Genomic DNA, 26,239 nt, shown 5'->3' with positions numbered 1-26,239 from the left:
TGACTGTTTTTAATAATAACATACAACCGGACAACCAACTTCGATATTTTGATATAATTGCCCTGCAACACCAGTAGGTAAATTTATACAGCCATGAGATCCATTATTTAAATAAATATCGCCACCCCATTTTGAACGCCAGCTTGATGAATCGTGTAAACCAATCCCACCATTAAATGGCATCCAATAAGATACTGGTGTTTCATATTCATAAGTACCATCAGCCTTTTTAGCTCCTCTTAATGTTCGATTTCTTTCTTTACTATATAAAGAATAAACACCTGCTGGAGTCCGACGACTTGGATCATTGTAAGTTCCAGAAACAATGTCTGACTCTAATAAAATCGTTCCATTTTTATGATACCACATATGCTGACTAGATAAATCAACTTCAACAAAAGTATCACCTAAGCCACCATTAACACCACTTGGATCACCACCAGAAGTTATCGGTGTTCTAGTAGTTACTTTATTAGCATAGATATCCTCTAATAAACCACTAACTTCTTTACTGTTTTGTAACCGTACTCCATAACTACCACCACTAACTGTAATTGTTCGACCATTAGCGCCAGTAAATGTTCGTTTACCACCAACATCATTGATTTTTTTAGCTAAACTGCTGACAAATTCTGTTGCTTTTTCTTTAAAAACATTGTCATCACGATAATAATTACCATTTTCATCAATTGATAGCCAAGTAATTAAAGTACTTCCATCTAAAACAACATCACCAGATTTAGTATTATATGTAATTGAAGCTGAAGCATAATTTTGTGCCGTTTCATAAAGTTGTTGAATTGAAGCATCAGCTGCTTTAACACCAGGTTCCACATAACATCCTTTTTCAGTTAAATCTAAAGTAGCATTGCCTTCACTAAACGCTGCAACAATTTCACTTACTAACTTATCAACATTGATTGTAGAACCATATACTTCATCAACGATATTAAACTGATTATTAGCGTATTCCACCCGGGCATCGACTGGAGCAACTTGAGCATCAGCTTGAAGATGTGCCAAAGAACCTAACTTCTCTCTTAGAACTGTTTCATCAACTTTTGCCAGATTTTCAACCGTGTTATTCGATTTTCCAAATAAAGCATTGACCCAGGCAAAAGGACTTTGTTTCTTTAAAATGTTGGCGACGTTATTGTCCTCATTGTAAGCAACGCCACATTCCGTACCTAAAATCGATTCCGTATTCCCATCATTAAATTTAAGTTCTAACGTATAGTCATCAACCAGATCAGCCAATTCGCTATTAGCCTCATCAATAGTCATAGCACTAACGTCAACTCCGTTAATGAAAGTATTATTTAAAAACTTTTGATTAAAATAGAGACTACCAATCAAATATATTGCAACCACAACTAGTAAAACAGCTCCAATAATAATAAATTCTTTACGGAATTTTTTATTATTGCTTTTATTTTTACTTCTTTTAGATTGCTTAGAATTTTTGTTTGCAACACTATCCATAAAAAGTTCTCCTATAATAAGTATTTTTTCTACTAAATTCTAGCATTTTCACTCTAATTGTCAACTAAAAAGTATGGTATTTTTCATCAAAGATGACAATTTCTTTATAATTTTACTTCTCTTTTATTATTCTTGATTTTCTGGCTATAATTACTATAAAAAAGTACCTTCTAAAATTAAATCATGCTATAATGGGCCAGTATTTAAAAAGAGGAGGATTTTATGAAATACATCCATCAATTTCTTATTATTATTTTAATTTCATTTATTGGTGAATTATTAAGCTTTTTACCATTACCTATTCCAGCAAGTGTTTATGGCTTATTGATCATGCTCATAGGTCTATATACTGGTTTAATTCGGTTATCAGCTGTAGAAGATGTCGCTGACTGGCTAATTTTGATCATGCCCGTTTTGTTTGTCCCCTCAGCTGTTAGTTTAATGAATGTTAAAGATGAATTATTAGCTGATTTACTAATTATTGCCATTGTTTTAATTGTCAGTACGATCGTTGTCATGGTAATAACGGGAAAAGTAGCCCAATATATTATCGAAAGGAAGCAAGCCGATGAGTAATTTTTTAACTGAAACTGTTTATTTTGGATTAGTTTTAAGTCTGTTAACTTATTGGGTAGCTGTCCAGATTCGTAAACGTCTGCCTTACCCAGTATTTAATCCATTATTGATTAGTGCCATCATGACAATTATTGTTTTATATTTATTCAATATTGATTTTGAAACTTATAATCAAGGGGCCCAGATGCTAACATACCTGTTAACTCCGGCAACAGTCTGTCTGGCAATTCCCCTATATAAACAAACCCAAGTTTTGGTCAAACACTTTTGGGCTATTATCATAAGTTTATTTTGTGGCTGCCTTGCGGGACTAATTAGTATTATTATTCTTTGTTTACTTTTAAAAAGCAGTGAAACTTTACTATGTTCCTTAATTCCTAAATCAATCACTACGGCAATCGCTATTGGAGTATCGGAACTAATCGGTGGTAATTCTACGATTACTGTTGGTGTTGTCATTTTAACCGGTATCTTAGGGGCTGTAATCGCTAAAAATATTTTTAAGATCTTTCACATCGACCACCCTGTTGCCAGAGGTCTAGCTTTAGGCAACAGTGCCCATGCTATTGGAACTGCTAAAGCAATAGAATTCGGCGAAATTGAAGCTGCTATGAGCAGTTTATCAATCGTAATTGCCGGAATCTTAACTGTCTTTTTAGCCCCAATAATTATTAATTTAGTCTTGTAATGGCAAAAAGGGCTGTAACGATCTATAAATAAAAAAGTAGCAAAAAACGCAAAAATGTACGAGGAATCGTACATTTTTTGGTATAATTGAAATATGAAAACAAATAAATTATACAAGAAAGATTATAACTCATATCAACCAACATTACCAGTAGATTTTACAGTTTCTTATAACATTGATATACCAAAAAACAATATTTCAAAAATAGTTAAGAGTATCGTGGAATGGATAAATCTGGCAAAATATATCAATTTTCTAGCAAAAATACTCCCAATCATGATATTTAAAAGTTACATTTTTGAAAAAAGAAGAATATAGGCGTCAAATTAGAGATAATGCTGGTTTTGATAGGATTAAATATCATAAAATGATGATAGAAAAGTGAAAAAAAGAAGCTGTAGCACTTCATTAAAGGTTATAAACCTCTTTTTGCTGCAGCTTCTTATTTTAAAACTGATTTTAAATATCTTTTTAAAGCTTCAATATCCCCATTAAAAAGATAAGCTTCCATTCCTGTTTGTTTAGCTCCATTGACATTTTCTAACATATCATCAATAAATACTGATTCATGAGCCTGCAGATTAAATTCTTGTAAAAAATCTTTAAAAATTGCTATATCAGGTTTGACTAATTGATGCTTAGCTGATAAATAAAAGTCATCAAAATAACTAAAAGCCGTTACTTTTTGATAATATTCATCAAATTGGATATTACAATTAGATAACAGATATAAATGATAACCACGTTCTTTTAAATCTTTAACTACGGGAATCATCGCTTCGATTGGTTCAAAATAATCATACCAATGATATAAAGCATGTTTCAATAAATCAAAATGTTCTTTTTTAAAAGAGGCCACCACTTCATCAAGACTAATTTTACCAGCATCTAATAATGCCCAATTGTCAGAGGCAAACAGTTCTAGTTTGATAATATCTTTTTCATTATCATTATTACTTAATTTACTAGCAATATAATCCGGATCCCACCGTAAGATCACATTACCCATATCAAAAACAATATTTTTAATCACGCATTAATTCTCCTAAAATAGCTACCCCTTTAACAATATCTTCATCACTAGGCATTGAAAAATTCATTCTAAATGATTGGCAAGGAAGACTATCATCATCATAGAAAGCATTACCAGGTACTACAGCTACTTTATGTTCGACTGCTTTTTGCACAAATTCTAACATATCAATTCTTTCAGGTAACGTTACCCAAATAAACATTCCACCATCAGGTTTGGTCCATGTACAATCTTTTGGAAAATTCTTTTCAATTTCTGATAACATCAAATGACATTTTTTATCATAAACCGCCTGTAATTGTTTCAAATGCTCATCCATATCCGTTTCCTGTAAGAAACGAGCCATGACACTTTGAGCCCAGGCATTGGTATGAACATCATTTGTTTGTTTTGCAATGGTACATTTAGCCATTAGATCTTGATGTCCTATCATGATTGCCACCCGCATACCTGGTGAAATAATCTTAGAAAAACTAGCAGCATAAACAACAATACCTTCATCATCAAGTGATTTAATTGATGGAATTGGTTCATTTTTAAATCTTAAATCACCATATGGATTATCTTCTAAAATCGTTACTTGATATTTTTTAGCTAATTGATAAATAGCTTTTCTTTTTTCTAATGATGTAGTAATTCCAGTTGGATTTTGAAAATTAGGAATTAAATAAATTAGTTTTGGTTTTTTAGGAGCACTTAAAACAGCTTCTAATTTTTCCAAATTAATACCATCGTCTTCCATTTCAATTCCCACTAATTTAGCCCCATTACTTTTAAAAGCATTTAAAGCCCCTAAAAAGCTAGGATTTTCACAAACAACGATATCCCCTTCATTACATAAACATTTAGAAACAAAATCCATAATTTGTTGCGAACCAGATGTAACCATCACCTGATCATATTCTTTAACGATATTTTCATGACGTGAAAGAAATTTAACAGCAGCATCTTTAAAGCTTTGATCACCTTCAGTAATACCATACTCTAAGACTGAATTAGGATTAGTAGCAAAAATATCATCACTGATTGCTTTTAATTTAGCTACCGGAAAAGTTTCACTAGAAGGATTTCCACCCCCAAAACTAATGATTTCTGGATCATTCATTAATTTTAAGATTTCTCTGACCGCAGATGCTTTAACCCCACTGATTCTATTTGAAAATTCAAAGTTCATCTTAGCTTCCTCCTCTTATATATTGTTTATTATAAACCAAATATTTCTTAATGCAAATAACAAGAATTTAGTTTATAATAATTAAAAAGGAGGGAGTTTATGCAAGCACTTTTCTTAGTCCTTCATAAAGTTGAAAAACTCGATGATTTACTTTGCGCCTTACAAGATAATGGTATTAGTGGCGGTACCATCATTGAAAGCAAAGGAATGTTAAATGCCCTAAAAAGTCAAGACAACTTCATTCTTGATTCTCTGCGCATATTTCTAGAAGATCCTCGAGAAAGCAGTCGTACCTTATTTTTCATTTTAAAAAAAGAAGATGTTGCTAAGGCTCGTCAAGTCATTGATGAAACTCTTGGCGGTATCAATAATCCCAATACTGGTATCATGTTTGGCATCGATTTGGCCTTTGTCGATGGACTAAATAAACGCTAAATAAAAAAAGCCTATCACACTGTCACATTTAATGACTTTTAATGATAGACTTTTTTATTTACCATTGAAGCATGGTCATAAAGGTTTCTGGTGATGATAACGCTTTTTGATATTCCTCTACCTGCACCATCTTTTCTTTACTTCCATCAATTGAAGCAATATAAACACTATCATAATCACTTTCTAACAACAAAGACTGTTTATAATAACTCAATTGACCATTGACAATTCGATAAAAACTTTCACCAGCTTGATTTTGATATTCTACTATATCACCAGTTAAAACTAGAATATAAGCCTCATGGCTTGGTTTTTCACTATTATGATTTAACAATGGTGAATTGTCATCTGGTGGTAATAACTGCATCACTTTTATAAAAGTCTGGTCATCTTCCATTAGATAACCTAGTACTTCTTCATCCTTTTCTACTTCCAATGCAACTTCCTGATAATCTTCTTGATAATTACGATCGTTGACATAATCTAGTAATTGTACTTTTAAAATTTGATTTTCAACAACAAGATTGCTGACTGTTTCTTTTACAGCAACATTTTCACTACTATCAGGCTGTTTTGACGTTTTAGTGACATAAAAGATGGCTGCTATGATTAAAATCACTGCTAGAAACGCTAAAATAATTACCGATAAACCTCGTTTAGATAGTTTAACTTTTTTAGTCATAACACTCACCTCAAAGATATTATATCACAGTAATAAAAAATTTTCTTAAAATCAGCCTAAATAAAAATGCTTGTAGATGATTACAAGCATCTTTAACTATAAAACTTTTTCTAAATGATTAACAATTTCACTTTCAGGTACGAAACCAGTAATTTGATCAACGGCTTTACCATCTTTAAAAATAATTAAATTAGGAATAGCTTGAATACCATATCTTCTAGCAATATCACTAGAATTATCCACATTTAATTTATAAAAAGATACGTTAGTCATCTTGTCAGCTAGACCTTCAATTACCGGCGCTAACATTTTACATGGTCCACACCAATCAGCATAAAAGTCAACTAAAACAACACCAGTACTAATTGCATTATCAAATTCATTACTATCTAAAATTTTCATTTTCATCACCTCTAATTACATTATCCCTATTTATTAAATAATTACAACTAATTTGCTTTAATTTTATAAAATTCCTCAACTGCACGCTCAAATGGATCATTAACTGAATACTGTAAATAATATTGATTAACTGAATTTTGTTCGGATTCAAAAACACAATAAACTGTTCCTAAGCTTTTCTCCTGGACCTCAGTAACTAAACTAGGAGTATTTTCAAAAGATTGTAACTGCTGTAATAATAAATTTTTAAATAATAATATATCCTCCAAACTATCAATTGTATGATCAATAATTCCACTAGAATATTCACTAAATTCAATCTGCGTTGTTTTATCAAGAATAGTTAATAAATCATAATAATCACTGTACCAGCTCTTGATCATTTCACTATCAAACTTCGATACCACAGTTTGATAGTCGTTATAATTTAATTTATAACTACGAGTAATCTTTCTGCCATTATTTAACTGATATATTATTCCAACTTCATAATCACCATAACTCTCTTTATCATCTAAAATATATTGATGAATATCAGTTATGTTGGTAATTACCTGTTGATTAGAAATATAAGCACTATCACTTAGCTGATTTTCATTTAGATTATAAATTAAATTATGATTCAAAGCTGCTGATTCAATATTATCAGGAATATAATTTTCAATCGATACTTTACCAACAGCAAAAATAAGTAAAGTTACTATCGAAATTAATGTTGCTTCAATTGTATTTTTAAGATAACGGATTTTTTTAACATATAAATATTGAATCAAATAAACGGTCATAAATGTAGCAAATATTGATATAGCAATAAAAGCACCTACCGATTGCCCAGAAAAATCCATCAAAGCAACTATTGACCACGAGATTACTATAATTATTACTATTTTAATTATTCGACCAATTATCCGGTTACTAAAACCATGATAACTCTGTAACGGATTGCGCTTAATACAAGCTAAATATGCTCCGATAAATAGAATAAGACCATAAACACAATATATAATAATATTAATTGATGGTAACCATTCCTGTTCAACTCTAAACATCTTATAAAAAGGAATCAAACCACTAATTACAAAATCAGGCATGCCAGTTAAAACTACACCTCTAAAGAACCCTTGACAGACCAGAAAAATACACAGAAAAATAATTATTGGGGTCAAAAACAAGACAATCTGGAAGATCATATTAACAATGATCGTCGTGGTCAAATAAGCAGTAAAACAACATAACGTATAATAAATCCATATGTCTAATAATACAGTAATCAATAGACTAGAAATAAGTTTTGAATCAAAAAACGCTAACACTAATCCATATAAACATAAAGGCAATACTAAAATCAATAACCCACTAAAATACTTAATCAAAAAAGACTGTTTTTTACTAATTGGTATCGATAAATACAAAGCACATTTATTAGCATCAAATAAATAATTAAGGTTAAAAGCTGGCACTACTAATGAAAAAATAAATACAATTGAGGTTAATAAAGCGGCTGGAAATTCTTTTTCATACGAAACAACAATAATAATCAGGTTTAATAAAACAAAACTATTATAAATAATCGCAATATTTTTTAGTTGTCGCAAATCATTTTTAAATAAACTTTTCATCTTATCCACCTGCCTCAATTGCCGTAATAACATAATTACCACCAGCATTACTTTGAGCAATAAAAATTAGGGGTACTGTCAATTCCTGATTATTTTGGGTAACTACATGATAAGTTATTTGATAAAGCAACTGATCATCATCAAAACTAAGCAAGCCATCATGATCCACTTCACTATCCACATAAAAGATGCTTAATTGATCACGAGCCGTATTTTCTAAAACCTCAGCAATTCTTTGGTTATAACTGCTATTATTTTCTAGTAAAATATTATCTAATAATGCTACCGCTTCATTGACAAGCGGACTTTGTTGCTGCACTTTATCACTATTAATAAATTCTAATGCCTGATCATTTAAATATGCCAGATAAGTAGTTCCATTAGTATAGAACTCATCTACCTGCTTATTAACTAACATTTCTGGAATAACTTCAATATTACCAATTATATCAAGCAATTGTCCAAGATCATCATGATTTAAATATAAAGTCGTATCCCATAAATAGATTAAAGCATATTTTTGATTGGCCAAAGCCTCATAATTAAATAACCGTTTAAAATAATCAGAACCATCTTGATAAAAATAATTAATCAAGACATCTTTTTCAACATATAACTCATAACTCATATCATCTGTTTGAAACCACAAATCAATATCATCATTACCGATATTATAATAATGAATTGAACTACGATAATTATCTAAGTAAGCCATTAATTTTTTAGCTTCATCTTGTTCCATAGAAATGCTACAACCACTTTGATCATCAAAAGCATCTATTTCCACAGAAACATCATAATCATCACTACTATAAATGTTAATATAACGCTGATTAACTAAATAATAATTAAATCCAAAAACCAATGTCAATACTGGTAAATATAAACAAAGATTGCGATAAACATGTTCATTTTTAAATAATGCTTCAATTGTAAGGGTTGCAATCATCCCAATGATCAAATAAATCAACAGCATCAATAAAACACCTGAAAAACCATAATTAATATCAATCTTTAGTTTTAACATCATTAAGCAAAATGCAAAAATAGTAATTGTGATAATTAAAACTAACTTTAATAAAAGCGTTATTTGATGAAAAACTAACGGCTCTCCAACGTATTCATTTTCCCGATTCTTATAAACATAAAAACTAGCTACAAATAACCCAATCACAACAATCAGATGATAAAAAAGATAATTATTACCTGATTGAATAAAATCAATTCCCGCTGCAAGTGGAATAAACATCGTTAAATAGACAGAATTAAAACCACTTTCACCATAAGGGACTAATTTAGGAGTAATATAAACAAATCCGGTCAATAAAACTAACGGCAAACAATAAATCATTAAACTAAATAAAACTTGTCCTAGTCTACGTCCTGATAGGCAACAAACAAAAAAGGTAATTGTATAATAAATAAATAATAAAATAATGATTGCCAGTAAAAAACGCATCAAGACCCAAGGCTGATTAAAATTTTGTAATCTAAATATTTTTATTCGAACAATGAGCAAAAAACCTTCGATCAATAAAGTAACCAGTGCTAATAAATAACCAACTAGATATGTTGTAAACCAAATACTTTTAGTAGTTAAGGGCAATGAAGTCATCAATGCTGATTTAGTTTTATCAATCAAATAGCTTTGAAGATAACAAGGATAAATAATCGTTAGAACTATGGCACTAAGACCAAAAATAAAGAGATTGACCACTCCGATATCATTATTAGAACCTACTAAAACAGTTAAAGCAAAAATACCTGCAAAAATACTAAGAGAAATTTTAGCCGGTAAAAGATTGTTTTTGACAATCAGCTTTAATAAAGGAACATTAACCCATGACTTCCTTAAGCTCATCATATTTTCCTCCTAGTGTATATAAGAAGATTTCTTCTAATGTTAGTGATAACATCTCATTAACAAGCGGATGAAATTTAGCAACAATCTGATTGATTTCATCAATCTTACCGACAACGATCAAGGTATGGACCCGCCCCATCATCTGGTGAGCTAAAATATTTAATTTTTGTTCTAGAGCATACATTTCATCGCTATTTTCTAAAACAATCTGTAATTTATGATAATCTTCTTTTAATTTATCTAACGCTTCTTCAAAAACAATCTTTCCTTTACTGATTAAAGCAATGTGATCACACATACTGTCTAGTTCATTAAGATGGTGTGATGAAATAAAAATCGTCATTTTTCTTTCACTGACATCTTTAATCAATATATCCCAAATCACCTTACGAATATGAGGATCTAAACCATCAAAGGGTTCATCCATGATTAAATACTCCGGCTTAATTGAAAGAGCTAAAATAAACATTATCTGTTTTTTCATTCCCTTAGACAATTTATTAAAATTTTCATTTCCAGAATATTTAAATAACTTTAACAGCTTTACATAACGAACTTGATCAAAGGCCGGATAAATACCCTGATACAATAATTTTATATCATTAGTATTTCGTCCAAACAAATCACAAAATTCATCTGGCAAATAAACCAGTTTTGCTTTAGCTTCGGAATTATCATATACTCGCATTCCTTCTACTTCCACAAATCCCATATCACCTTGATAAGCACCTACTAGATGACGAATCAATGTTGTCTTTCCAGCACCATTTTCGCCAATAATTCCATAGATCGATCCCTTAGGTATATTTAAATTAATATTGTCTAGAATTAATTTATGATCAATTTTTTTAGATAGTTCCTTAACAACTAACATTATTATTCCTCCCACTTTTGTTCTAAAAGCAAACATAATTGCTCAAAAGTCATTCCTAAATATTTACTTTTAGCGACAATTTCTTTTGACAATTCTTCAATCTGGTGATTAAACAGCTCATTTTGAAGCGTCTTATTAGAATTAACAAAACTTCCTTTACCGGGAATCGAATATATAAACCCCTGTTCTTCTAAAAGATGATAAGCTTTAACTACAGTATTAGGGTTAATATGAATTGATGATGATAATTCTCGTACTGACGGTAATTTATCATTTGGACGCAATAACCCTTTGGTAATATATTCAAGGATCTGACGATAAATTTGTTCATAGATTGGGATATTATTATTGTGATCTATCTGCATATAAAACACCTTTCAAGTCTATTTATTTATAGTATAGCAAATTTAAAACTGTATTACAACAGATAGAACGGTATGATGCTGTTCAATAAATTTTAATAAAAAACTTAAATAGTTTGCATTTTTCAGTAATTCAAGTAAAATATGGGTTATAGATAGAAGATAATTTCAATTTAATAAATAACTATACTAATAAAGTAGATCATTGATAAATAACAGGTAATATTTCTATCTCATTTAAAAATTAAGTCATCCATATCTTTAAATAATGTTTTATCAAGATATGATTTAAAAATTATAAAAAATAATTAAAATTAAGAAAGGAGAAGCTACTAGACAGAATATCAAAAACAGATATTGAAAATGATAAAATTCAATATCCTGGTATGGTTATATTTGTCCATATTTACAGTAGCAAACTTTTTATGAGCAAAGTTGCAATTATTACTGATAGTAATTCTGGAATTAGTCAAGAAGAAGGAAAAAAATTAGGAATTCGCGTCTTACCAATGCCTTTTACGATTGATGGGCAAACTTTTTATGAAGATATCAATTTAACTCAAGAAGAGTTCTATGAAAAATTAATGAGTGGTGCTGAAGTTTTCACTAGCCAGCCATTAGTTGGTGATGTCAGCAAGCTATGGGATGAGGTTTTACAAGAATATGATGAAATTGTTCATATCCCTATGTCCAGTGGTTTAAGTGGTTCTTGCCAAACAGCCACGATGTTAGCTAAAGAGTATGATGGTAAAGTTCAAGTCGTTGATTCTCAAAGAATCTCTGTTACTTTAAGATGGGATGTCTTAGATGCTATTGAAATGGCGAAAGCAGGTAAATCAGCTAAAGAAATCAAAGAAATCCTTGAAGCCAATAAATTAAATGCTTCAATTTATATTACTGTTAATACCCTTGAATATTTACGTAAAGGTGGACGAATTACTCCTGCTGTTGCTATTTTAGGAAATATGATGAAAATCAAACCTATTCTACAAATTCAAGGAGAAAAATTAGATACATTTTCAAAAAGTCGTACAATGTCTAAAGCTACTAAAATTATGATCGATGCTATTAAAAAGGACATTGAAGAAAGAATCGACCCTGAAGGTCATGGTAAAAATGCACGTTTATGTGTTGCTTATACTTATGATCGTGATCAAGGTTTAGAATTGAAAAAAGAATTAGAAACTCTAGACCATGATTCAATTGTTTTCTGTGATCCGTTATCGCTAAGTGTTTCATGTCATATTGGACCACATGCTCTAGCTCTTGCAGCATGTAAAAAGATTATTTAGGCAAGAAACTTTGTTTCTTGTCTTTTACTTTATATGTTATAATTATAACCAAAGAAGACAAAATAAGATTAAAGGAGGTTTTTTATTTATTATTTTGCTGAAATATTATAATAATGCTACAATAAAAATAGATAATTACCAAATATAAAAAAGATTTATTATCAGCAATTATAATTACTGCGTTGCTAACGAGAAAATACGTTGGAAAGAAAAACGCCAAAAATTAATGAAAGGAGAAGCTGCTTGACATACAATGTCCATATTTTAAGCAGCAGGATTTATATGCAAGAAAGGCCAAATAACAATAATAAACAATCTGGCAAACCAAGAAAAAGAAATCATCAAAGAAAGAATAATAATCAAAAACAACATAACATTGATACTAAAATTTTTGCTTTAGGGGGCTTAAATGAAATCGGTAAAAATACTTACTGTTTTGAACATGATAATGAGATTTTTATCGTTGATGCCGGTGTTAAGTTTGCTGAAGAAGGGTTACCAGGAATTGACTATGTTATTCCTGATTATACCTATTTAAAAAGAAATGAACGAAAAATTAGAGGATTATTAATTACTCACGGTCATGAAGATCATATTGGCGGTATCCCCTTTTTAGTACAAATCGTTAAAATTCCTTTTATTTATGCTACTCCATTAGCGAGCGCTATGATTAAAAGGAAGTTAGAAGAAAAACGGTTAACTAATGCGACAAAAATCATCGAAATCGATGATGAATATCAAATTCATTCCAAATATTTCAATATTGGATTTTTTAAGACTAATCACTCAATCCCCGAATCACTTGGGGTCATCATTAATACTCCTAATGGAAGAATTGTTGAAACCGGAGATTTTAAATTTGATTTATCGCCAGTTGGTGATCCTGCCGATTATCAAAAAATGTCATTTTTGGGAGAAACCGGGGTAACATTATTGATGAGTGATTCAACTAACGCTGAAGTTCCTAGTTTTTCTATCAGTGAAAAAAAAGTTGCAAATAGTGTTCAAGAAGAATTTCGAAAAACTGAAGGTCGTTTGATTGTCGCTACCTTCGCTTCTAATGTTCATCGGGTGCAGCAAATCGTTGAAGCTGCAGTTAAATTTAACCGTAAGATCTTAGTTTATGGTCGTTCAATGGAAAATAATATTCAAGTATCTCGGGCAATGGGCTATATTAAATGTCCTGATCGTTTCTTTATTAAAAGTGACCAGGCTAAAAAATTACCAGATAATGAAATTTTAATTTTATGTACTGGTTCCCAGGGAGAAGCTTTAGCTGCTTTAAGTAGAATTGCTAATGGTACTCATAAGTTTGTTAAAATCAAACCAGGTGATACGGTAGTCTTTTCATCAAATCCGATTCCTGGAAATGCTTATAGCGTCAATGTCGTAGTTAATAAGCTATTTAGAGCTGGAGCACGAGTTTTAACTAATACGGCTTTTAGTAATTTACATACTTCAGGTCATGCCTCTCAAGAAGAACAAAAATTAATGATGCTTTTGACAAAACCAAAATACTTTTTTCCAGTCCATGGTGAATATCGAATGCTAAAAATTCATGCTGAATTATCACAAGATGTTGGGATTCCACCAGAGAATACCTTTGTTTTATCAAATGGCGATACTATTTTATTAAACAACGGTACTGCCCGATTGGGTCCACGAATTCATGTAGAAGATATTTATGTTGATGGTAATGATATCACCGGTCTATCAACTGCAGTATTACGTGATCGACAAATCTTATCGGAAGATGGCATGGTATCTATTTTAATTAGTATGGATTCACGCAGCGGTAAACTTCTAACTCGTCCAGTTATTATCTCACGGGGATTTGTTTACATGAAGGATAGTTTTAAAATGATTCGTGAAGCTGAATATTTGGTTGAAAATAATTTATCTAAATTACTACAGGGTAAAACTACTTTTGGAGAGATTAAAAACACAACAAGAGATATTTTATCTTCTTATTTCTATCGCAAAACAAAACGTAATCCAATGATTATTCCGGTAATCATGAATAAAAAGGTATGAGATTAAAGTTAAAAGTTATTAAATTACTGATTTTAGTTATTATCATTATAGCTGGTACTTTTACCTATTATTATGGTCACTTTCTGGCTCCGGTTGATTTTGATGTGGTGACAACTACCATTTCTAACAGTACGTTACCAGATGAGTTTGCAAATTTTAAAATCGGTTTTATTAGTGATATTAATCTTGAAGAAAGTAGTGATTTAGATCGTTTAGAAGATATTGTAACTTCTATTAATGATCAAAATATCGATATGTTGATTTTTGGTGGTGATTTATTTCAAAGTAATACTTTTGAAACTGATCGCGTAATCCAAATATTATCAAGCATTCAATCAAAATATGGAAAATTTGCCGTCCTGGGGGAAAAAGATTTAGCCATAGCTAATGATTGCATTGCCATTTTAAATGAGGGTGGTTTTGAAGTCTTACGAAATGAATATCGTCCTATTTATTATAATAATGCGACAATTGCCTTATTTGGACTTGAAAGTAACGGTGATTTAAGTGGTTTATTAAATGAAAACAATCAAGACAGCTATAAATTAGTTGTTGTTCATGAACCAGATTATTTTTCTACAACAGCTACAAGCAATATTGCCTTACAGCTTTCAGGTCACACTATGGGTGGCTATGTTCGTCTTCCATTTATTGGCGGTCTCTTTAAAAAAGAAAATGGTACTACCTATGTCAGTGGTCATCATTCAATAGATGACAGCCAGTTATTAATTTCTAATGGTTTAGGAATGGAAAGTGGTTATGGATATCGCTTATTCTGCCCTAATCAAATTAATATTGTTACTTTAAGCAAATAAAAATTTAATTCAATTAGTATAAAACACCTTTAGAATCCTAAAGGTGTTTTCAATAACTATTTATTTTTTAATTTCCGTACCTACTCCACTAGTAGTAAAGATTTCAATTAATAAACTATGTTCCAATCGTCCATCAAGAATATGAACTTTCTTAACATCTTCCTGTACTGCTTCTAAACAGTTTTTAAGCTTAGGAATCATACCGCCAGTAATTACTCCCTGATCAAATAGTTCTTTAGCTGATTTTGTATCAATAATGGAAATACGGGTACTAGGATCACTAGGATCCTTTAAAACCCCTTCGATATCAGTTAAAAATACTAACTTACTAGCTTTTAAGCTTCTGGCAATAGCAGTTGCCACATCATCAGCATTAATATTAAAAGCATTATATTTACTATCTAAACCAATCGTGGAAATAATTGGCGTATAATCTTTTTCCAACAAAGTTTCAATCAACTCGATGTTAACATCAACAATCTCGCCAACAAAACCAATATCTTCACCTTTTGGCATTGCTTTTTTTACAGTGATCAAATTACCATCTTTTCCTGATAAACCAACAGCATGGGTACCAATTCTTTCCATATGTTGAACTAATCCTTTATTGATTTTACCAGACAAAACCATTTCGGCTACTTCCAACGTATCTTTATCAGTTACCCGTAATCCATTTTTAAACTGACTTTGAATTCCAACTTTCTGTAACCAGCGATTGATATCATTACCACCACCATGAACAATAACCGGTTTAATACCAACTGATTTTAAGACGGCAATATCTTTTAAAACACTTTGTTTAATAACTTCATTAGTCATGGCACTGCCACCATATTTAATGACAACAATATCACCATTAAATTTTTGGATATAACTTAAAGCATCAACTAATACTTGTGCTTTATTTTGTTCACTCGTTCTATTTTGTACCATATTTCCCCCTAAAAACTAAGACCGATAATCTGCATTAATTTTGACATAATCATATGTCAAATCACAACCCCAGGCAGTGGCACTAGAATTTCCATCATTTAGATCTATAATAATTTTTACTTCACTGCTTGATAAAATTTTTGTTGCCTGCTCTTCACTATAGTCAGTTGCCATTCCCTTAGCAACTAATTGTAATTGTCCAAATTCACTTTCAATTTCAACATTGACATTGTAAGGATCAAAATTTTCACCTGAATAACCCATTGCGCAAAGAATCCGACCCCAGTTAGCATCATTTCCATAAATAGCAGTTTTAACTAACGGTGATGTACAAACACTTTTAGCAATCACTTTAGCTTCTTTAATACTGTTAGCCTGATGAACTTGCACTTCTAATAATTTAGTAGCTCCTTCACCATCCCCAGCAATCGCCTTAGCTAAAAATTCATTAACATAATATAACGCATCTTTAAAAATCTGATAGTTTTCGTCTTCAGCAACAATTTCTGGATTATCAGCTAATCCATTAGCTAATAATAAAACTGTATCATTAGTTGAAGTATCCCGATCAACAGAAATCATATTAAAAGTATCCGGAATAATCTCTTTTAATGCTTTATTTAATAATTGTTTGGAAATATTGCAATCAGTCGTAATAAAACCTAACATTGTAGCCATATTAGGATGGATCATTCCAGAACCTTTACAACATGCTCCAATAGTTACTGTTTGACCACCAATTTCAATTTCTACTGCCAAATGTTTAGCTTTAGTATCAGTTGTCAAAATAGCATTAGCAACATCTAGACCACCTTCATTACTTAATTTATCTTTGACTGTCGGAATTCCTGCTTCAATTACCTCCATTGGTAATTGTTTTCCAATAACTCCAGTTGAACAAATTAAAACTTCTTCTTTTTTTAAACCAAAATTATTAGCAACAATGCTGGCAAACTCTTCATTATTTTTGATTCCTTCATCACCAGTACATGCATTAGCAACCCCACTATTAATTGCAATCATTTTAACTGTTTCATGATTTTCCACAATCATTTTATCCCATAATACTGGTGCAGCTTTAACTACATTTTGAGTAAAAGTTCCAACCGCTTTAGCTGGTACTTCACTATAAATTAGTGCTAAATCTTTTTTAGCTTTTTTAATTCCTATATGAACCCCAGTTCCTAAATAACCTTTAGGTGAGGTAACTGTTCCGGCTTCAATTATTTTCATTTTCAAATCCCCCTATAAAATAGCTGGAGCTAACATTAAACCAGCTTTTTCATCCAAACCAAACATAATATTCATATTTTGAATTGCCTGACCGGCGGCTCCTTTAACTAAATTATCCATTGCCCCCATCATAATAATTCGATTAGTTCGTGAATCGATTTTATAATTAACATCAACAAAATTACTAGCTTTAACGTTACGTACTTCAGGAACCACTCCTGGTTTTAATACCCTTACAAAGTATTCGTCATCATAACATTGATAAGCTTTAGCCACATCTTCTTGACTAACTCCATCTTTTAATTTAGCATAAGCAGTTATTAAGATTCCCCGATTCATTGGTACTAAATGTGGTGTAAAATTCAAAATCACATCTTGATTGGCCGCATAACCTAACTGTTCTTCAATTTCTGGAGTATGACGATGGTTAGTTACTCCATAAGCTTTGATACTTTCATTAACTTCACAATATAAATTAGCAACTTTAGCGCTTCGCCCAGCACCACTAACCCCACTTTTAGCATCAATAATTAAACTGTCCATCTCAATCAAATTAGCTTTAGCTAGTGGATAGATTGATAAAATTGAACAAGTCGGATAACATCCCGGATTAGCGATCAAACGAGCATCTTTAATTTTTTTACGATTGATTTCACATAAACCATAAACTGCTTCTTCAATAAATTGTGGTGTCACATGTTTGATGCCATACCATTTTTCATAGGTTGCAACATCTTTAATTCTAAAATCAGCACTTAAATCAATGACTTTAACTTTGCTTAAGACATTTTCATTGATCATTTTAGCGCAGACACCTTGTGGTGTTACAAAGAAGACAACATCAACATCATCAAGATAATTTTCAAGATTTTCATCCACACACTTTTGATCAAGTAATGTAAAATAACTAGCATAAACAGAACTATACTCTTGATCAGTGTAAGTCCTTGATGAAACCCACTTTATTTCTACATCCTGATGAGTTAATAAAAACCTAACTAACTCACATCCTCCATATCCTGTTGCTCCGACAATTCCTACTCTAATCATTTGATAGTCCCCCTTTTTCCTTATCATAAAATAAAAAACGTCTCTTGAATCAAGAGACGAAATTAACCGCGTTACCACTCTAATTATCATAAGTTGACCTTATGATCACTTTCATCGATAAGGGCGATAACCCGAAAGCGATACTACTAATTCCCGCTTTCCTCTCGTAAATGCGCTTCATCTTAACTAGATTACTAACCTTACACCATCGTTAGTTCGCTAAAAACCGTCATTAAGACTACTCTTTTAGTCTTCGAGTTTGATTAATATTATAGTACGTAAATTCATTTTGTCAAACAAAAATTTTATGCTTTAACTAAATTTGCACGCCTAAAGCTGTTCAAATCTTTTAATTCCCCAGGTATTTAATAAATAATAACCATAAATATCCAATATTACAAATAAGCCAAAAATAATATAAGTATATAATGAAATATCAATGAACTTACTGAATATTAAGACGTATCCAATAACAATCAACACTGCTATTGCCATACTACCAAATATAGCAATTGTTACCGCCAGACTTTGCTTAACAACAACAGTTTCATTTACCCAATCAAATTTAGGTTTCCACAAATTAACCAATAAACCATAAACTGCTTCAAAAACTGTAAACACCACCGGAACAAGTAAAACTAACAGAGCATCGATAACATTCAATGAAAAAACAATCACCGCAACTAAAGAAAATAAAATTCCCGCTGGAAGACATAACACTAGATGCAATAATAACTTGCTATCTAAAATATCTTTACTGCTTATTGGTAATGATTTAATAATCCATAAACGATTTCCTTCTAAAGAAATCAAACTAGAACTAATCGTATTAAAACAACTACAACAAATAACAACCAGACATAATATAGCCACTAGCCATTCATTTAACATATATGTTAATTCCACTGGAATTTCATCAAATAACAATAAAAACTCATGACCTTTAACTAATAAAGCTCCAGCTAAAAAAACGGTAAATGCAATTCCTAATCCCGTATTTAAAATTACCATTGGATTAGACCCATAATGTCTTAATTCACGAATAAATAAAGCTTTTTTAGCTTTGTTTGTTTTAATATCACTAATTTTCAGTTTTTCTTTTTTACTTCCAGTCTTAGTAGTCGTCAGTTTAATAAAATTATGTGACAACAAATTAACTACGATTACAAAAGGAATAATAGCACAAAGTAAATATATTAATAAACTAATTAAATTATTTTGACAAATTGCGATTGCCAGATGATAAATTGGAAATAATTTACTAGAAATAATTTCACCAATTGTTTGACCACTAGCAGCTAATGTCACTAAATAACCAGGAATTCGATTAACCAAATAAAAATAGATACCTAAAAACGCTAATGATAAAATTAATGTGATAACCGTTTTATTATTGATTTTTTTCAATACCATCGCTAATAACCAGCCAAATACACAAGTTAATGCCAAAACAAATAATGGCAGTGTAAGCATAACAATTAAAAAAATCAAAAATTGAAAAATATCAAAAGGACGATTCCAGTAATAAACAACAATTCCTGGAAGAGCAATTAAGGCCTCATAAATATAATTTAAAATCAAGACTACTAAAATTCTACTTAGTAAAATATCTCTGGTTTTAATTGGCATTGATAGTAAGAGTTCATTATCTTTTGCCCCATAAATTTCCTGTTGTGTAGTAAAAACACTACCGACAAAGCAAAAAACAATTATTACCACTGCCATCAAAGCAAAAAATAACCACTCATAACCAATAGCTGTAAATGGATCTAAAACCAGATAAAACAAATATCCAAAAGCCGCCGTTAAAATAATAGCTACATACAAAAACAACAATGAAAATAAAACTATTTTTAACTTACTAACCTTCTTTTGTTTACTGCCAGATAATGATTTTAAAAACAATCCCTGTAACCGAACTTTAACTAATGTTTTAAGCATGGTCATCCTCCAATTCCAAGAAGACATCTTCTAATGAATCATTACCAATTACTTCTTGGGTATTACCGGCAATAACTAATTTTCCATTTTTTATAATAGCAATTTGATCGCATAATTTCTCAGCCACTTCCAATACATGAGTAGAAAAGAAAATAGCCCCACCTTGATTGCATAATTGATGCATTAATTCTTTTAATAAATGACTAGCCTTAGGATCAAGACCAACAAATGGTTCATCCATAATAAGTAATTTAGGACTATGGATCAGTGCTGAAATTACCGCCAATTTCTGTTTCATCCCATGCGAATAAGCACTGATTGGTTCTTTTAAAGAATCCGCAATTTCAAACATTTCACTATATTTTTGAATCAGTTCCTGTCTTTTAGACATCTCAACTTCATAAATATCAGCGATAAAATTTAAATACTTGATTCCGGTTAAATATTCATACAAATCAGGATTATCCGGAATATAAGCCATAATTTTTTTACATTCTAACGGATTTGTTTTAATTGATTTTCCTTCAATAAAAATATCTCCCTGTTCAAATTGTAAAATACCAGCAATTGACTTTAAAGTCGTCGTTTTCCCCGCCCCATTATGGCCAATAAAGCCGTAAATATGTCCTTTTTCAATATGTAAAGACAAATCATCTACTGCTTTTTTATCTCCATAAAATTTGCTCAAGTGTTCAATTTTTAACATAACTACCTCCATGAATCACATAATAGATAAAGCATATCAAAATTATAGCACAATCGATCAATAAATAATTCTTTTTTCAGACTCTTAATATAATTTTAATATCAAAAAAACGTCTACAAAGAGACGTTTAACTTTCGAGATTTTCTTGTTGTTTTATAAGTAGATGTTCTTCCCGTTTTTTTAACTGGGTCTTTATCAAACTATAAATTACTGATACTACCGGAACTCCTAATAAAACACCAGTAATCCCAAACAAGCCACCACCAACAGTAACCGCAAACAAAACCCACAATGATGGCAGTCCAATTGAAGAACCAACTACCCGTGGATAGATCAAATCCCCCTCTAATTGCTGTAAAACAATTAAAAAGATCAAAAAAATCAAAGCTTGCATATAATCAACAGTAAAAATCATAAATACACCGATAGCCCCACCGATAAAAGCTCCAACAATTGGAATAAATGAAGTTATTCCGACTAAAGAACCAACCATTGGTGCATATGGAAGTTTTAAAACAATCATCCCCAGAGTACATAAGCCACCTAAAATAAAGGCTTCGACTGTTTGACCGATAATAAAATTAGAAAAAGTAGTCCGAGCTAGACGGGCTACTTCTAAAACCCCGTTAGCAACATTTTCTGGTAAATAAGCTCTAACTAACCTAGTGGTCTGTCTTTTTAAAGACTCTTTAGACATTAAAATATATAAGGCAAATACTACTCCTAAAACAAAATTGACAATTCCATTAAAAAAGACCGAAATTACATTTACAGTTGAATCCAGCATATCACTAAAACCAGTTTGCGCTAAACTTAAATAACTAGTAAGTTCTTTAGCTACACTATCTAAATCAACTTGTTCAATCCATGTTTCTAATTGAGGAAAATAAGTATTATGCTGATTCGCCCAGTTTTGTAAACCATCAACTACCTCTGGCAATGAATCTACAATTACTCTTATTGCATTAAATAATTCAGGAATAATCAAAGTTATTACTAAAGCAACCACCCCAACTACTAACAAAATAGAAGCTAAAATGCTTAAAACCCGTTTTACTGCCAATAATTTAGGACTTTTGATTACTTTAGACAATATTTTTTCAAACCGAATCATTAACACATTTAAAACAAATGCAATCATAAAGCCAAGAATAAATGGCATTAAGATTGAAATAAGCCAGCTAATAAATCCAAAAACTTCACTATAATGATCTAACAACCAATATCCCAAAATTGCCAAGATGACAACCTTTAAAATCTTACGATAATCCAATTCTATGTTATTCATATAATAATCACTCTCCTGATGTTTCATAATTGTATTCTAGCATTGTTATCTAAATATGAACAGATAGCAAAATGGCGTTTATGTCGATAAATCATTGCATTTTAGATAACTTTAGTTTATTATAATGATAACTTAATGTAACTTTAGGGGGAATATAAGATGAAAGAGAAAGTTATTCTTGCTTATTCAGGAGGATTAGATACAACAGCGATCATTCCTTGGTTAAAAGAAAACTATGACTATGATGTAGTATGTTGCTGCATCGACGTTGGTCAGGGTGATGAATTAGATGGTCTTGAAGAAAGAGCCAAAGCATGTGGAGCAAGCAAACTATATATCAAACATGTTGTTGATGAATATGTTGAAGATTATATTATGCCAACAGTTCAAGCAGATGCCGTTTATGAATATAAATATCTATTAGGTACCGCTACTGCTAGACCATTGATTGCCAAAGTATTAGTAGATGTAGCTCGTCAAGAAGGAGCTACTGCGATTTGTCATGGGGCAACTGGTAAAGGAAATGACCAAATTCGTTTCGAATTAGGAATTAAAGCATTAGCACCTGATTTAAAGATTATTGCAGCATGGCGTGATCCAAAATGGACAATGGATTCAAGAGAATCTGAAATTGAATACTGCAAAGCTCATGGTATCGATTTACCATTCTCTGCTGATTCAAGTTATTCACGTGATCGTAACATCTGGCATATTTCACATGAAGGATTAGAACTAGAAAACCCTGAAAACACACCAAATTATGATCATTTATTAGTATTGTCAACTTCTCCAGAAAAAGCACCTGATGAAGCTGAACACGTTGTAATTGAATGGGAAAAAGGTGTCCCAGTAAAATTAAATGGTAAAGAAAAATCACAAAGAGCTATTTTAGAAGAGTTAAATGAACTTGGTGGTAAACACGGAATTGGAATTATCGATATCGTTGAAAACCGTGTTGTTGGTATGAAATCACGCGGTGTTTATGAAACACCAGGGGGAACTATTTTAATGGAAGCTCATCGTCAGCTAGAAGAACTAGTTTTAGATCGGGAAACATTAAAATATAAACGTTTAGTATCTGTTGAATTTGCAGAATTAGTCTATGGTGCTAAATGGTTTTCACCACTTAGAGAAGCTTTAACAGCTTTTGTTGATAAAACACAGGAAGTTGTTAGCGGAACAACAAAATTTAGATTATATAAAGGAAATATTATTAAAGAAGGTACTACTTCTCCATATTCTTTATATGATGAAGATATCGCTAGCTTTGCAACTGGTGATTTATATGATCATCATGATGCTGAAGGATTCATTACATTATATGGTCTTTCAACTAAAGTTAGAGCTATGAAATTAAACAATAAAAAATAAAAATTAAGGGCTTTAAGCCCTTTTATTATAAGGAGGAATATTTATATGAATTTATGGGGTGGTCGTTTTACTAAACCAACCAACCAGCTTGTTTATGATTTTAATGCATCGATTGATTTTGATCAGACCTTTTATCGTCAAGATATTCAAGGAAGTATTGCCCATGTTAAAATGCTTGCTAAACAAGGCATTCTAACTGCTAAAGAAGGCCAGCAGATTGAAACCGCACTAAAACAGATTTTAGAAGATATTGATAATGGAAAGTTAAAAATTGATAATACTCAAGAAGATATTCATAGTTTTGTCGAATCAACATTAATTGATCGAATTGGTGATACCGGAAAAAAACTACATACTGGTCGCAGTCGTAACGATCAAGTTGCTTTAGATATGCGCTTATATACTCGTGATCAAATCATCATGTTAAATACTTTAATCCATAATCTATTAGTAACTATTAATGATATCATGAAAGAACATTTAGAAACTATCATGCCTGGCTTTACCCATTTACAAAAAGCCCAACCAATTACTTTAGCTCATCATTTTGGTGCTTATTTTGAAATGTTCAAACGAGATAGCAGTCGGTTAGAAGATATTTATCATCGAATGAATATCTGTCCATTAGGATCAGGAGCTCTAGCTGGAACTACCTATCCATTAGATCGTGAATATACAGCTAAACTACTTGGCTTTGATGGACCATGTTTAAATAGTATTGATGGTGTCAGTGATCGTGATTATTTGATTGAATTATTGAGTGCTATGGCTACTATGATGATGCACATGTCTAGAATTAGTGAAGAATTTATTATTTGGAACACTAATGAATATCAATTCATTGAATTAGATGATACATTTTCGACTGGTTCATCTATTATGCCACAAAAGAAAAACCCAGATATTGCTGAATTAATTAGAGGTAAAACTGGAAGAGTATATGGAGCTTTAATGGGATTATTAACTACGATGAAAGGTATTCCATTAGCTTATAATAAAGATATGCAAGAAGATAAAGAACAGTTCTTTGATGCCTTAAATACAACTAAAGGTTGTCTTCAACTATTAAATGATATGTTGAAAACTACAACTTTCAATAAAGAAAAAATGCGTAAATCAGCTACTGGTGGCTTTACTAATGCTACTGATGCTGCTGATTATCTAGTGAATAAAGGGGTTCCTTTCCGTGATGCCCATGGAATTATTGGGAAATTAGTTTTATATGCTATTAAACAAAACAAAGATCTTGATGATTTAACGATTGATGAATTTAAAGCTATCAGTGATGTTTTTGAAGATGATATTTATGAAGCTATTAATGTCGAAACATGTGTTAATAAGCGAAATACTATCGGGGCCCCAGGAATCGAAGCAATGAAACAGGTAATTGCTTTAAACAATCAATATTTAGCAACTTTTAAAAATGAAGAATAAAAAGACTAGATTTTTACCAATTCTTATTTAATAATAGACAAATAAAATCAGGAAGGAATAAAATTTGTTGAGTTCATCAACTGATTTTATCCTTCCTTTTTATGTATCACTCCAAAGCAAGAAAGAGCCTTAATCACTAAACCAGCTCTTTCTTTTCATTAATAATTCTTTCTATTGTTATCGTAGTGGGTTTGCCATTGATATATCCTTCTTTTGATCTTAAATCTTCTATCAGACGTTTTGTCATTTCTGCAATTTCCTCGCTTTTTACCAGCCCAACTAGCCTCATTATCTTATCTAATGATATATCAGTCTGCTCCAAAAGGTTTATTAGAATCTTATATTTCTCTTCTTCTTTACCTTCAATTCGTCCTTCATCTCGTCCAATTACACGATTTTCGATTATTAATCCCTGCGCTAAATTACACATGTTTTCCACTCCTTCCTTTAATTCTGCACTCATTTTAAATTTATATTCATTTTCTAGAATCTTCCTTATTTCCCTAGCACTTGCTCCATTCATTCCAAACAGTAACATTACTGGCCTTAATAACGCATCATTTTCTTCATATTTTTTGCTTATTACATGTTTATTACTAGTATAGATCGTTACGATCTTGATTTTATCATAAGCTTCTTGATCATTTAGTGGTTTTCCTGACGCTACTTTCTCCTGTAATTTATAGCTCCTTATTGTTCCATCATCTTTTAGCGGTGCCTGTGGCAGCAACTAGATTGAATATACTTTTTGCATCCTTTGATACTTGCTGGCCCTGATTACAGTTTTAAACTGTTGTGATATCAGTCGACTGGTATAAGCTATACCTCTAGTTACGATTTCATATTCGTTATAGATACTATTTTGGGCTTCGATATTAATCTGTAATCTGGTATTTGTACCAGGTATATCCAGTTCAAAATGAACATCGAATCTAAGCAGCCCTTCACCTA

General features: G+C 31.2%; 24 protein-coding genes, 1 pseudogene and 1 other annotated feature. Of the genes and pseudogenes, 8 read left to right on the top strand and 17 right to left on the bottom strand.

All coding sequences use genetic code 11. The features are described 5' to 3' along the window. Positions 1-9: 9 nt before the first annotated feature. A complete protein-coding gene (locus tag Q0K54_RS06100; protein ID WP_294579132.1) occupies positions 10-1,482 on the bottom strand; it encodes a L,D-transpeptidase family protein in 1,473 nt (490 codons plus the stop codon). Positions 1,483-1,704: 222 nt separating this feature from the next. On the opposite strand from Q0K54_RS06100, the gene Q0K54_RS06095 reads away from it, so the two are divergent. Together Q0K54_RS06095 and Q0K54_RS06090 are read left to right on the top strand one after the other, a co-directional pair. Next, positions 1,705-2,058 carry a CidA/LrgA family protein gene (locus Q0K54_RS06095; RefSeq protein ID WP_294579130.1) on the top strand — a complete coding sequence of 118 codons (354 nt, stop codon included), beginning with the start codon at positions 1,705-1,707 and terminating at the stop codon, positions 2,056-2,058. Further along, entirely contained in the window at positions 2,051-2,746 is a 696-nt protein-coding gene (locus Q0K54_RS06090) for an LrgB family protein (RefSeq protein ID WP_294579127.1), read from the top strand. The genes Q0K54_RS06095 and Q0K54_RS06090 overlap by 8 nt, the downstream gene beginning before the upstream one ends. 442 nt (positions 2,747-3,188) lie before the next feature. Here the strand turns inward: Q0K54_RS06090 and Q0K54_RS06085 are convergent, their stop codons facing one another. After that, positions 3,189-3,779 carry an HAD family phosphatase gene (locus tag Q0K54_RS06085; RefSeq protein WP_294579125.1) on the bottom strand — a complete coding sequence of 197 codons (591 nt, stop codon included), beginning with the start codon at positions 3,777-3,779 and terminating at the stop codon, positions 3,189-3,191. Further along, on the bottom strand, positions 3,772-4,953 hold the full coding sequence (locus Q0K54_RS06080) for a PLP-dependent aminotransferase family protein (protein ID WP_294579122.1): 1,182 nt from the start codon (positions 4,951-4,953) through the stop codon (positions 3,772-3,774). Before Q0K54_RS06080 ends, Q0K54_RS06085 begins: the two co-directional genes overlap by 8 nt. Positions 4,954-5,052: 99 nt before the next feature. On the opposite strand from Q0K54_RS06080, the gene Q0K54_RS06075 reads away from it, so the two are divergent. After that, a complete protein-coding gene (locus Q0K54_RS06075; protein ID WP_294579120.1) occupies positions 5,053-5,388 on the top strand; it encodes a hypothetical protein in 336 nt (111 codons plus the stop codon). Positions 5,389-5,446: 58 nt separating this feature from the next. On the opposite strand, the gene Q0K54_RS06070 is transcribed toward Q0K54_RS06075, so the two are convergent. The 6 genes from Q0K54_RS06070 to Q0K54_RS06045 form a co-directional block, all read right to left on the bottom strand. Then, positions 5,447-6,070, bottom strand: coding sequence for a hypothetical protein (locus Q0K54_RS06070; RefSeq protein ID WP_294579117.1), 624 nt, complete (start codon positions 6,068-6,070; stop codon positions 5,447-5,449). A 96-nt stretch (positions 6,071-6,166) separates the two neighbouring features. Continuing rightward, positions 6,167-6,472, bottom strand: a complete 306-nt coding sequence (gene trxA / locus Q0K54_RS06065; RefSeq protein WP_294579114.1) for a thioredoxin — start codon at positions 6,470-6,472, stop codon at positions 6,167-6,169. 47 nt (positions 6,473-6,519) lie between these two features. After that, on the bottom strand, positions 6,520-8,091 hold the full coding sequence (locus Q0K54_RS06060; RefSeq protein ID WP_294579111.1) for a hypothetical protein: 1,572 nt from the start codon (positions 8,089-8,091) through the stop codon (positions 6,520-6,522). Between the two features lies 1 nt (position 8,092). Continuing rightward, positions 8,093-9,952 carry an ABC transporter permease gene (locus Q0K54_RS06055; RefSeq protein WP_294579108.1) on the bottom strand — a complete coding sequence of 620 codons (1,860 nt, stop codon included), beginning with the start codon at positions 9,950-9,952 and terminating at the stop codon, positions 8,093-8,095. Then, positions 9,927-10,829 carry an ABC transporter ATP-binding protein gene (locus tag Q0K54_RS06050; protein WP_294579103.1) on the bottom strand — a complete coding sequence of 301 codons (903 nt, stop codon included), beginning with the start codon at positions 10,827-10,829 and terminating at the stop codon, positions 9,927-9,929. The genes Q0K54_RS06055 and Q0K54_RS06050 overlap by 26 nt, the downstream gene beginning before the upstream one ends. A 2-nt stretch (positions 10,830-10,831) precedes the next feature. Beyond that, positions 10,832-11,194 carry a GntR family transcriptional regulator gene (locus Q0K54_RS06045; RefSeq protein WP_294579100.1) on the bottom strand — a complete coding sequence of 121 codons (363 nt, stop codon included), beginning with the start codon at positions 11,192-11,194 and terminating at the stop codon, positions 10,832-10,834. Between the two features lie 422 nt (positions 11,195-11,616). Here Q0K54_RS06045 and Q0K54_RS06040 point away from each other — a divergent pair, with 422 nt between their 5' ends. The 3 genes from Q0K54_RS06040 (at position 11,617) to Q0K54_RS06030 (ending at position 15,332) form a co-directional block, all read left to right on the top strand. Further along, positions 11,617-12,483, top strand: a complete 867-nt coding sequence (locus Q0K54_RS06040) for a DegV family protein (protein ID WP_294579098.1) — start codon at positions 11,617-11,619, stop codon at positions 12,481-12,483. Between the two features lie 282 nt (positions 12,484-12,765). Next, positions 12,766-14,517, top strand: a complete 1,752-nt coding sequence (gene rnjA / locus Q0K54_RS06035; RefSeq protein WP_294579095.1) for a ribonuclease J1 — start codon at positions 12,766-12,768, stop codon at positions 14,515-14,517. Next, positions 14,514-15,332 (top strand): metallophosphoesterase, encoded by an 819-nt coding sequence (locus Q0K54_RS06030; RefSeq protein ID WP_294579093.1) that lies wholly within the window; start codon positions 14,514-14,516, stop codon positions 15,330-15,332. The genes rnjA and Q0K54_RS06030 overlap by 4 nt, the downstream gene beginning before the upstream one ends. Before the next feature lie 60 nt (positions 15,333-15,392). Here the strand turns inward: Q0K54_RS06030 and argB are convergent, their stop codons facing one another. The 6 genes from argB to Q0K54_RS06000 form a co-directional block, all read right to left on the bottom strand. Then, a complete protein-coding gene (gene argB / locus Q0K54_RS06025; protein WP_294579090.1) occupies positions 15,393-16,265 on the bottom strand; it encodes an acetylglutamate kinase in 873 nt (290 codons plus the stop codon). Positions 16,266-16,280: 15 nt separating this feature from the next. Further along, positions 16,281-17,498, bottom strand: a complete 1,218-nt coding sequence (gene argJ / locus Q0K54_RS06020; protein WP_294579087.1) for a bifunctional glutamate N-acetyltransferase/amino-acid acetyltransferase ArgJ — start codon at positions 17,496-17,498, stop codon at positions 16,281-16,283. Between the two features lie 12 nt (positions 17,499-17,510). Continuing rightward, positions 17,511-18,548: an N-acetyl-gamma-glutamyl-phosphate reductase gene (gene argC / locus Q0K54_RS06015; RefSeq protein WP_294579084.1), complete on the bottom strand. Its 1,038-nt coding sequence runs from the start codon at positions 18,546-18,548 to the stop codon at positions 17,511-17,513. Between the two features lie 49 nt (positions 18,549-18,597). Continuing rightward, positions 18,598-18,811: a binding site (T-box leader), on the bottom strand. A 67-nt stretch (positions 18,812-18,878) separates the two neighbouring features. Further along, positions 18,879-20,489: a hypothetical protein gene (locus Q0K54_RS06010; protein ID WP_294579082.1), complete on the bottom strand. Its 1,611-nt coding sequence runs from the start codon at positions 20,487-20,489 to the stop codon at positions 18,879-18,881. After that, on the bottom strand, positions 20,482-21,195 hold the full coding sequence (locus tag Q0K54_RS06005) for an ABC transporter ATP-binding protein (protein WP_294579078.1): 714 nt from the start codon (positions 21,193-21,195) through the stop codon (positions 20,482-20,484). The genes Q0K54_RS06010 and Q0K54_RS06005 overlap by 8 nt, the downstream gene beginning before the upstream one ends. 127 nt (positions 21,196-21,322) lie before the next feature. After that, complete coding sequence (locus Q0K54_RS06000; protein ID WP_294579076.1) at positions 21,323-22,483, bottom strand: AI-2E family transporter; 1,161 nt, start codon at positions 22,481-22,483, stop codon at positions 21,323-21,325. A 159-nt stretch (positions 22,484-22,642) separates the two neighbouring features. Between Q0K54_RS06000 and Q0K54_RS05995 the strand changes: the two genes are divergently transcribed. Continuing rightward, complete coding sequence (locus tag Q0K54_RS05995; RefSeq protein ID WP_294579074.1) at positions 22,643-23,854, top strand: argininosuccinate synthase; 1,212 nt, start codon at positions 22,643-22,645, stop codon at positions 23,852-23,854. A gap of 45 nt (positions 23,855-23,899) precedes the next feature. Continuing rightward, a complete protein-coding gene (gene argH, locus Q0K54_RS05990; protein ID WP_294579071.1) occupies positions 23,900-25,288 on the top strand; it encodes an argininosuccinate lyase in 1,389 nt (462 codons plus the stop codon). 136 nt (positions 25,289-25,424) lie between these two features. Here the strand turns inward: argH and Q0K54_RS05985 are convergent, their stop codons facing one another. Both Q0K54_RS05985 and Q0K54_RS05980 read right to left on the bottom strand, forming a co-directional pair. Then, on the bottom strand, positions 25,425-26,018 hold the full coding sequence (locus Q0K54_RS05985; RefSeq protein ID WP_294579068.1) for a hypothetical protein: 594 nt from the start codon (positions 26,016-26,018) through the stop codon (positions 25,425-25,427). Beyond that, positions 26,019-26,239, bottom strand: a pseudogene (locus tag Q0K54_RS05980) (hypothetical protein); the annotation flags it as partial. It abuts the gene before it with no gap.

The organism is uncultured Thomasclavelia sp. (assembly GCF_944324745.1).
Lineage (GTDB): Bacteria > Bacillota_I > Bacilli_A > Erysipelotrichales > Coprobacillaceae > Thomasclavelia.
The sequence above is the reverse complement of the archived record's forward strand: the minus strand, read 5'-3'. Positions and strand labels throughout refer to the sequence as shown.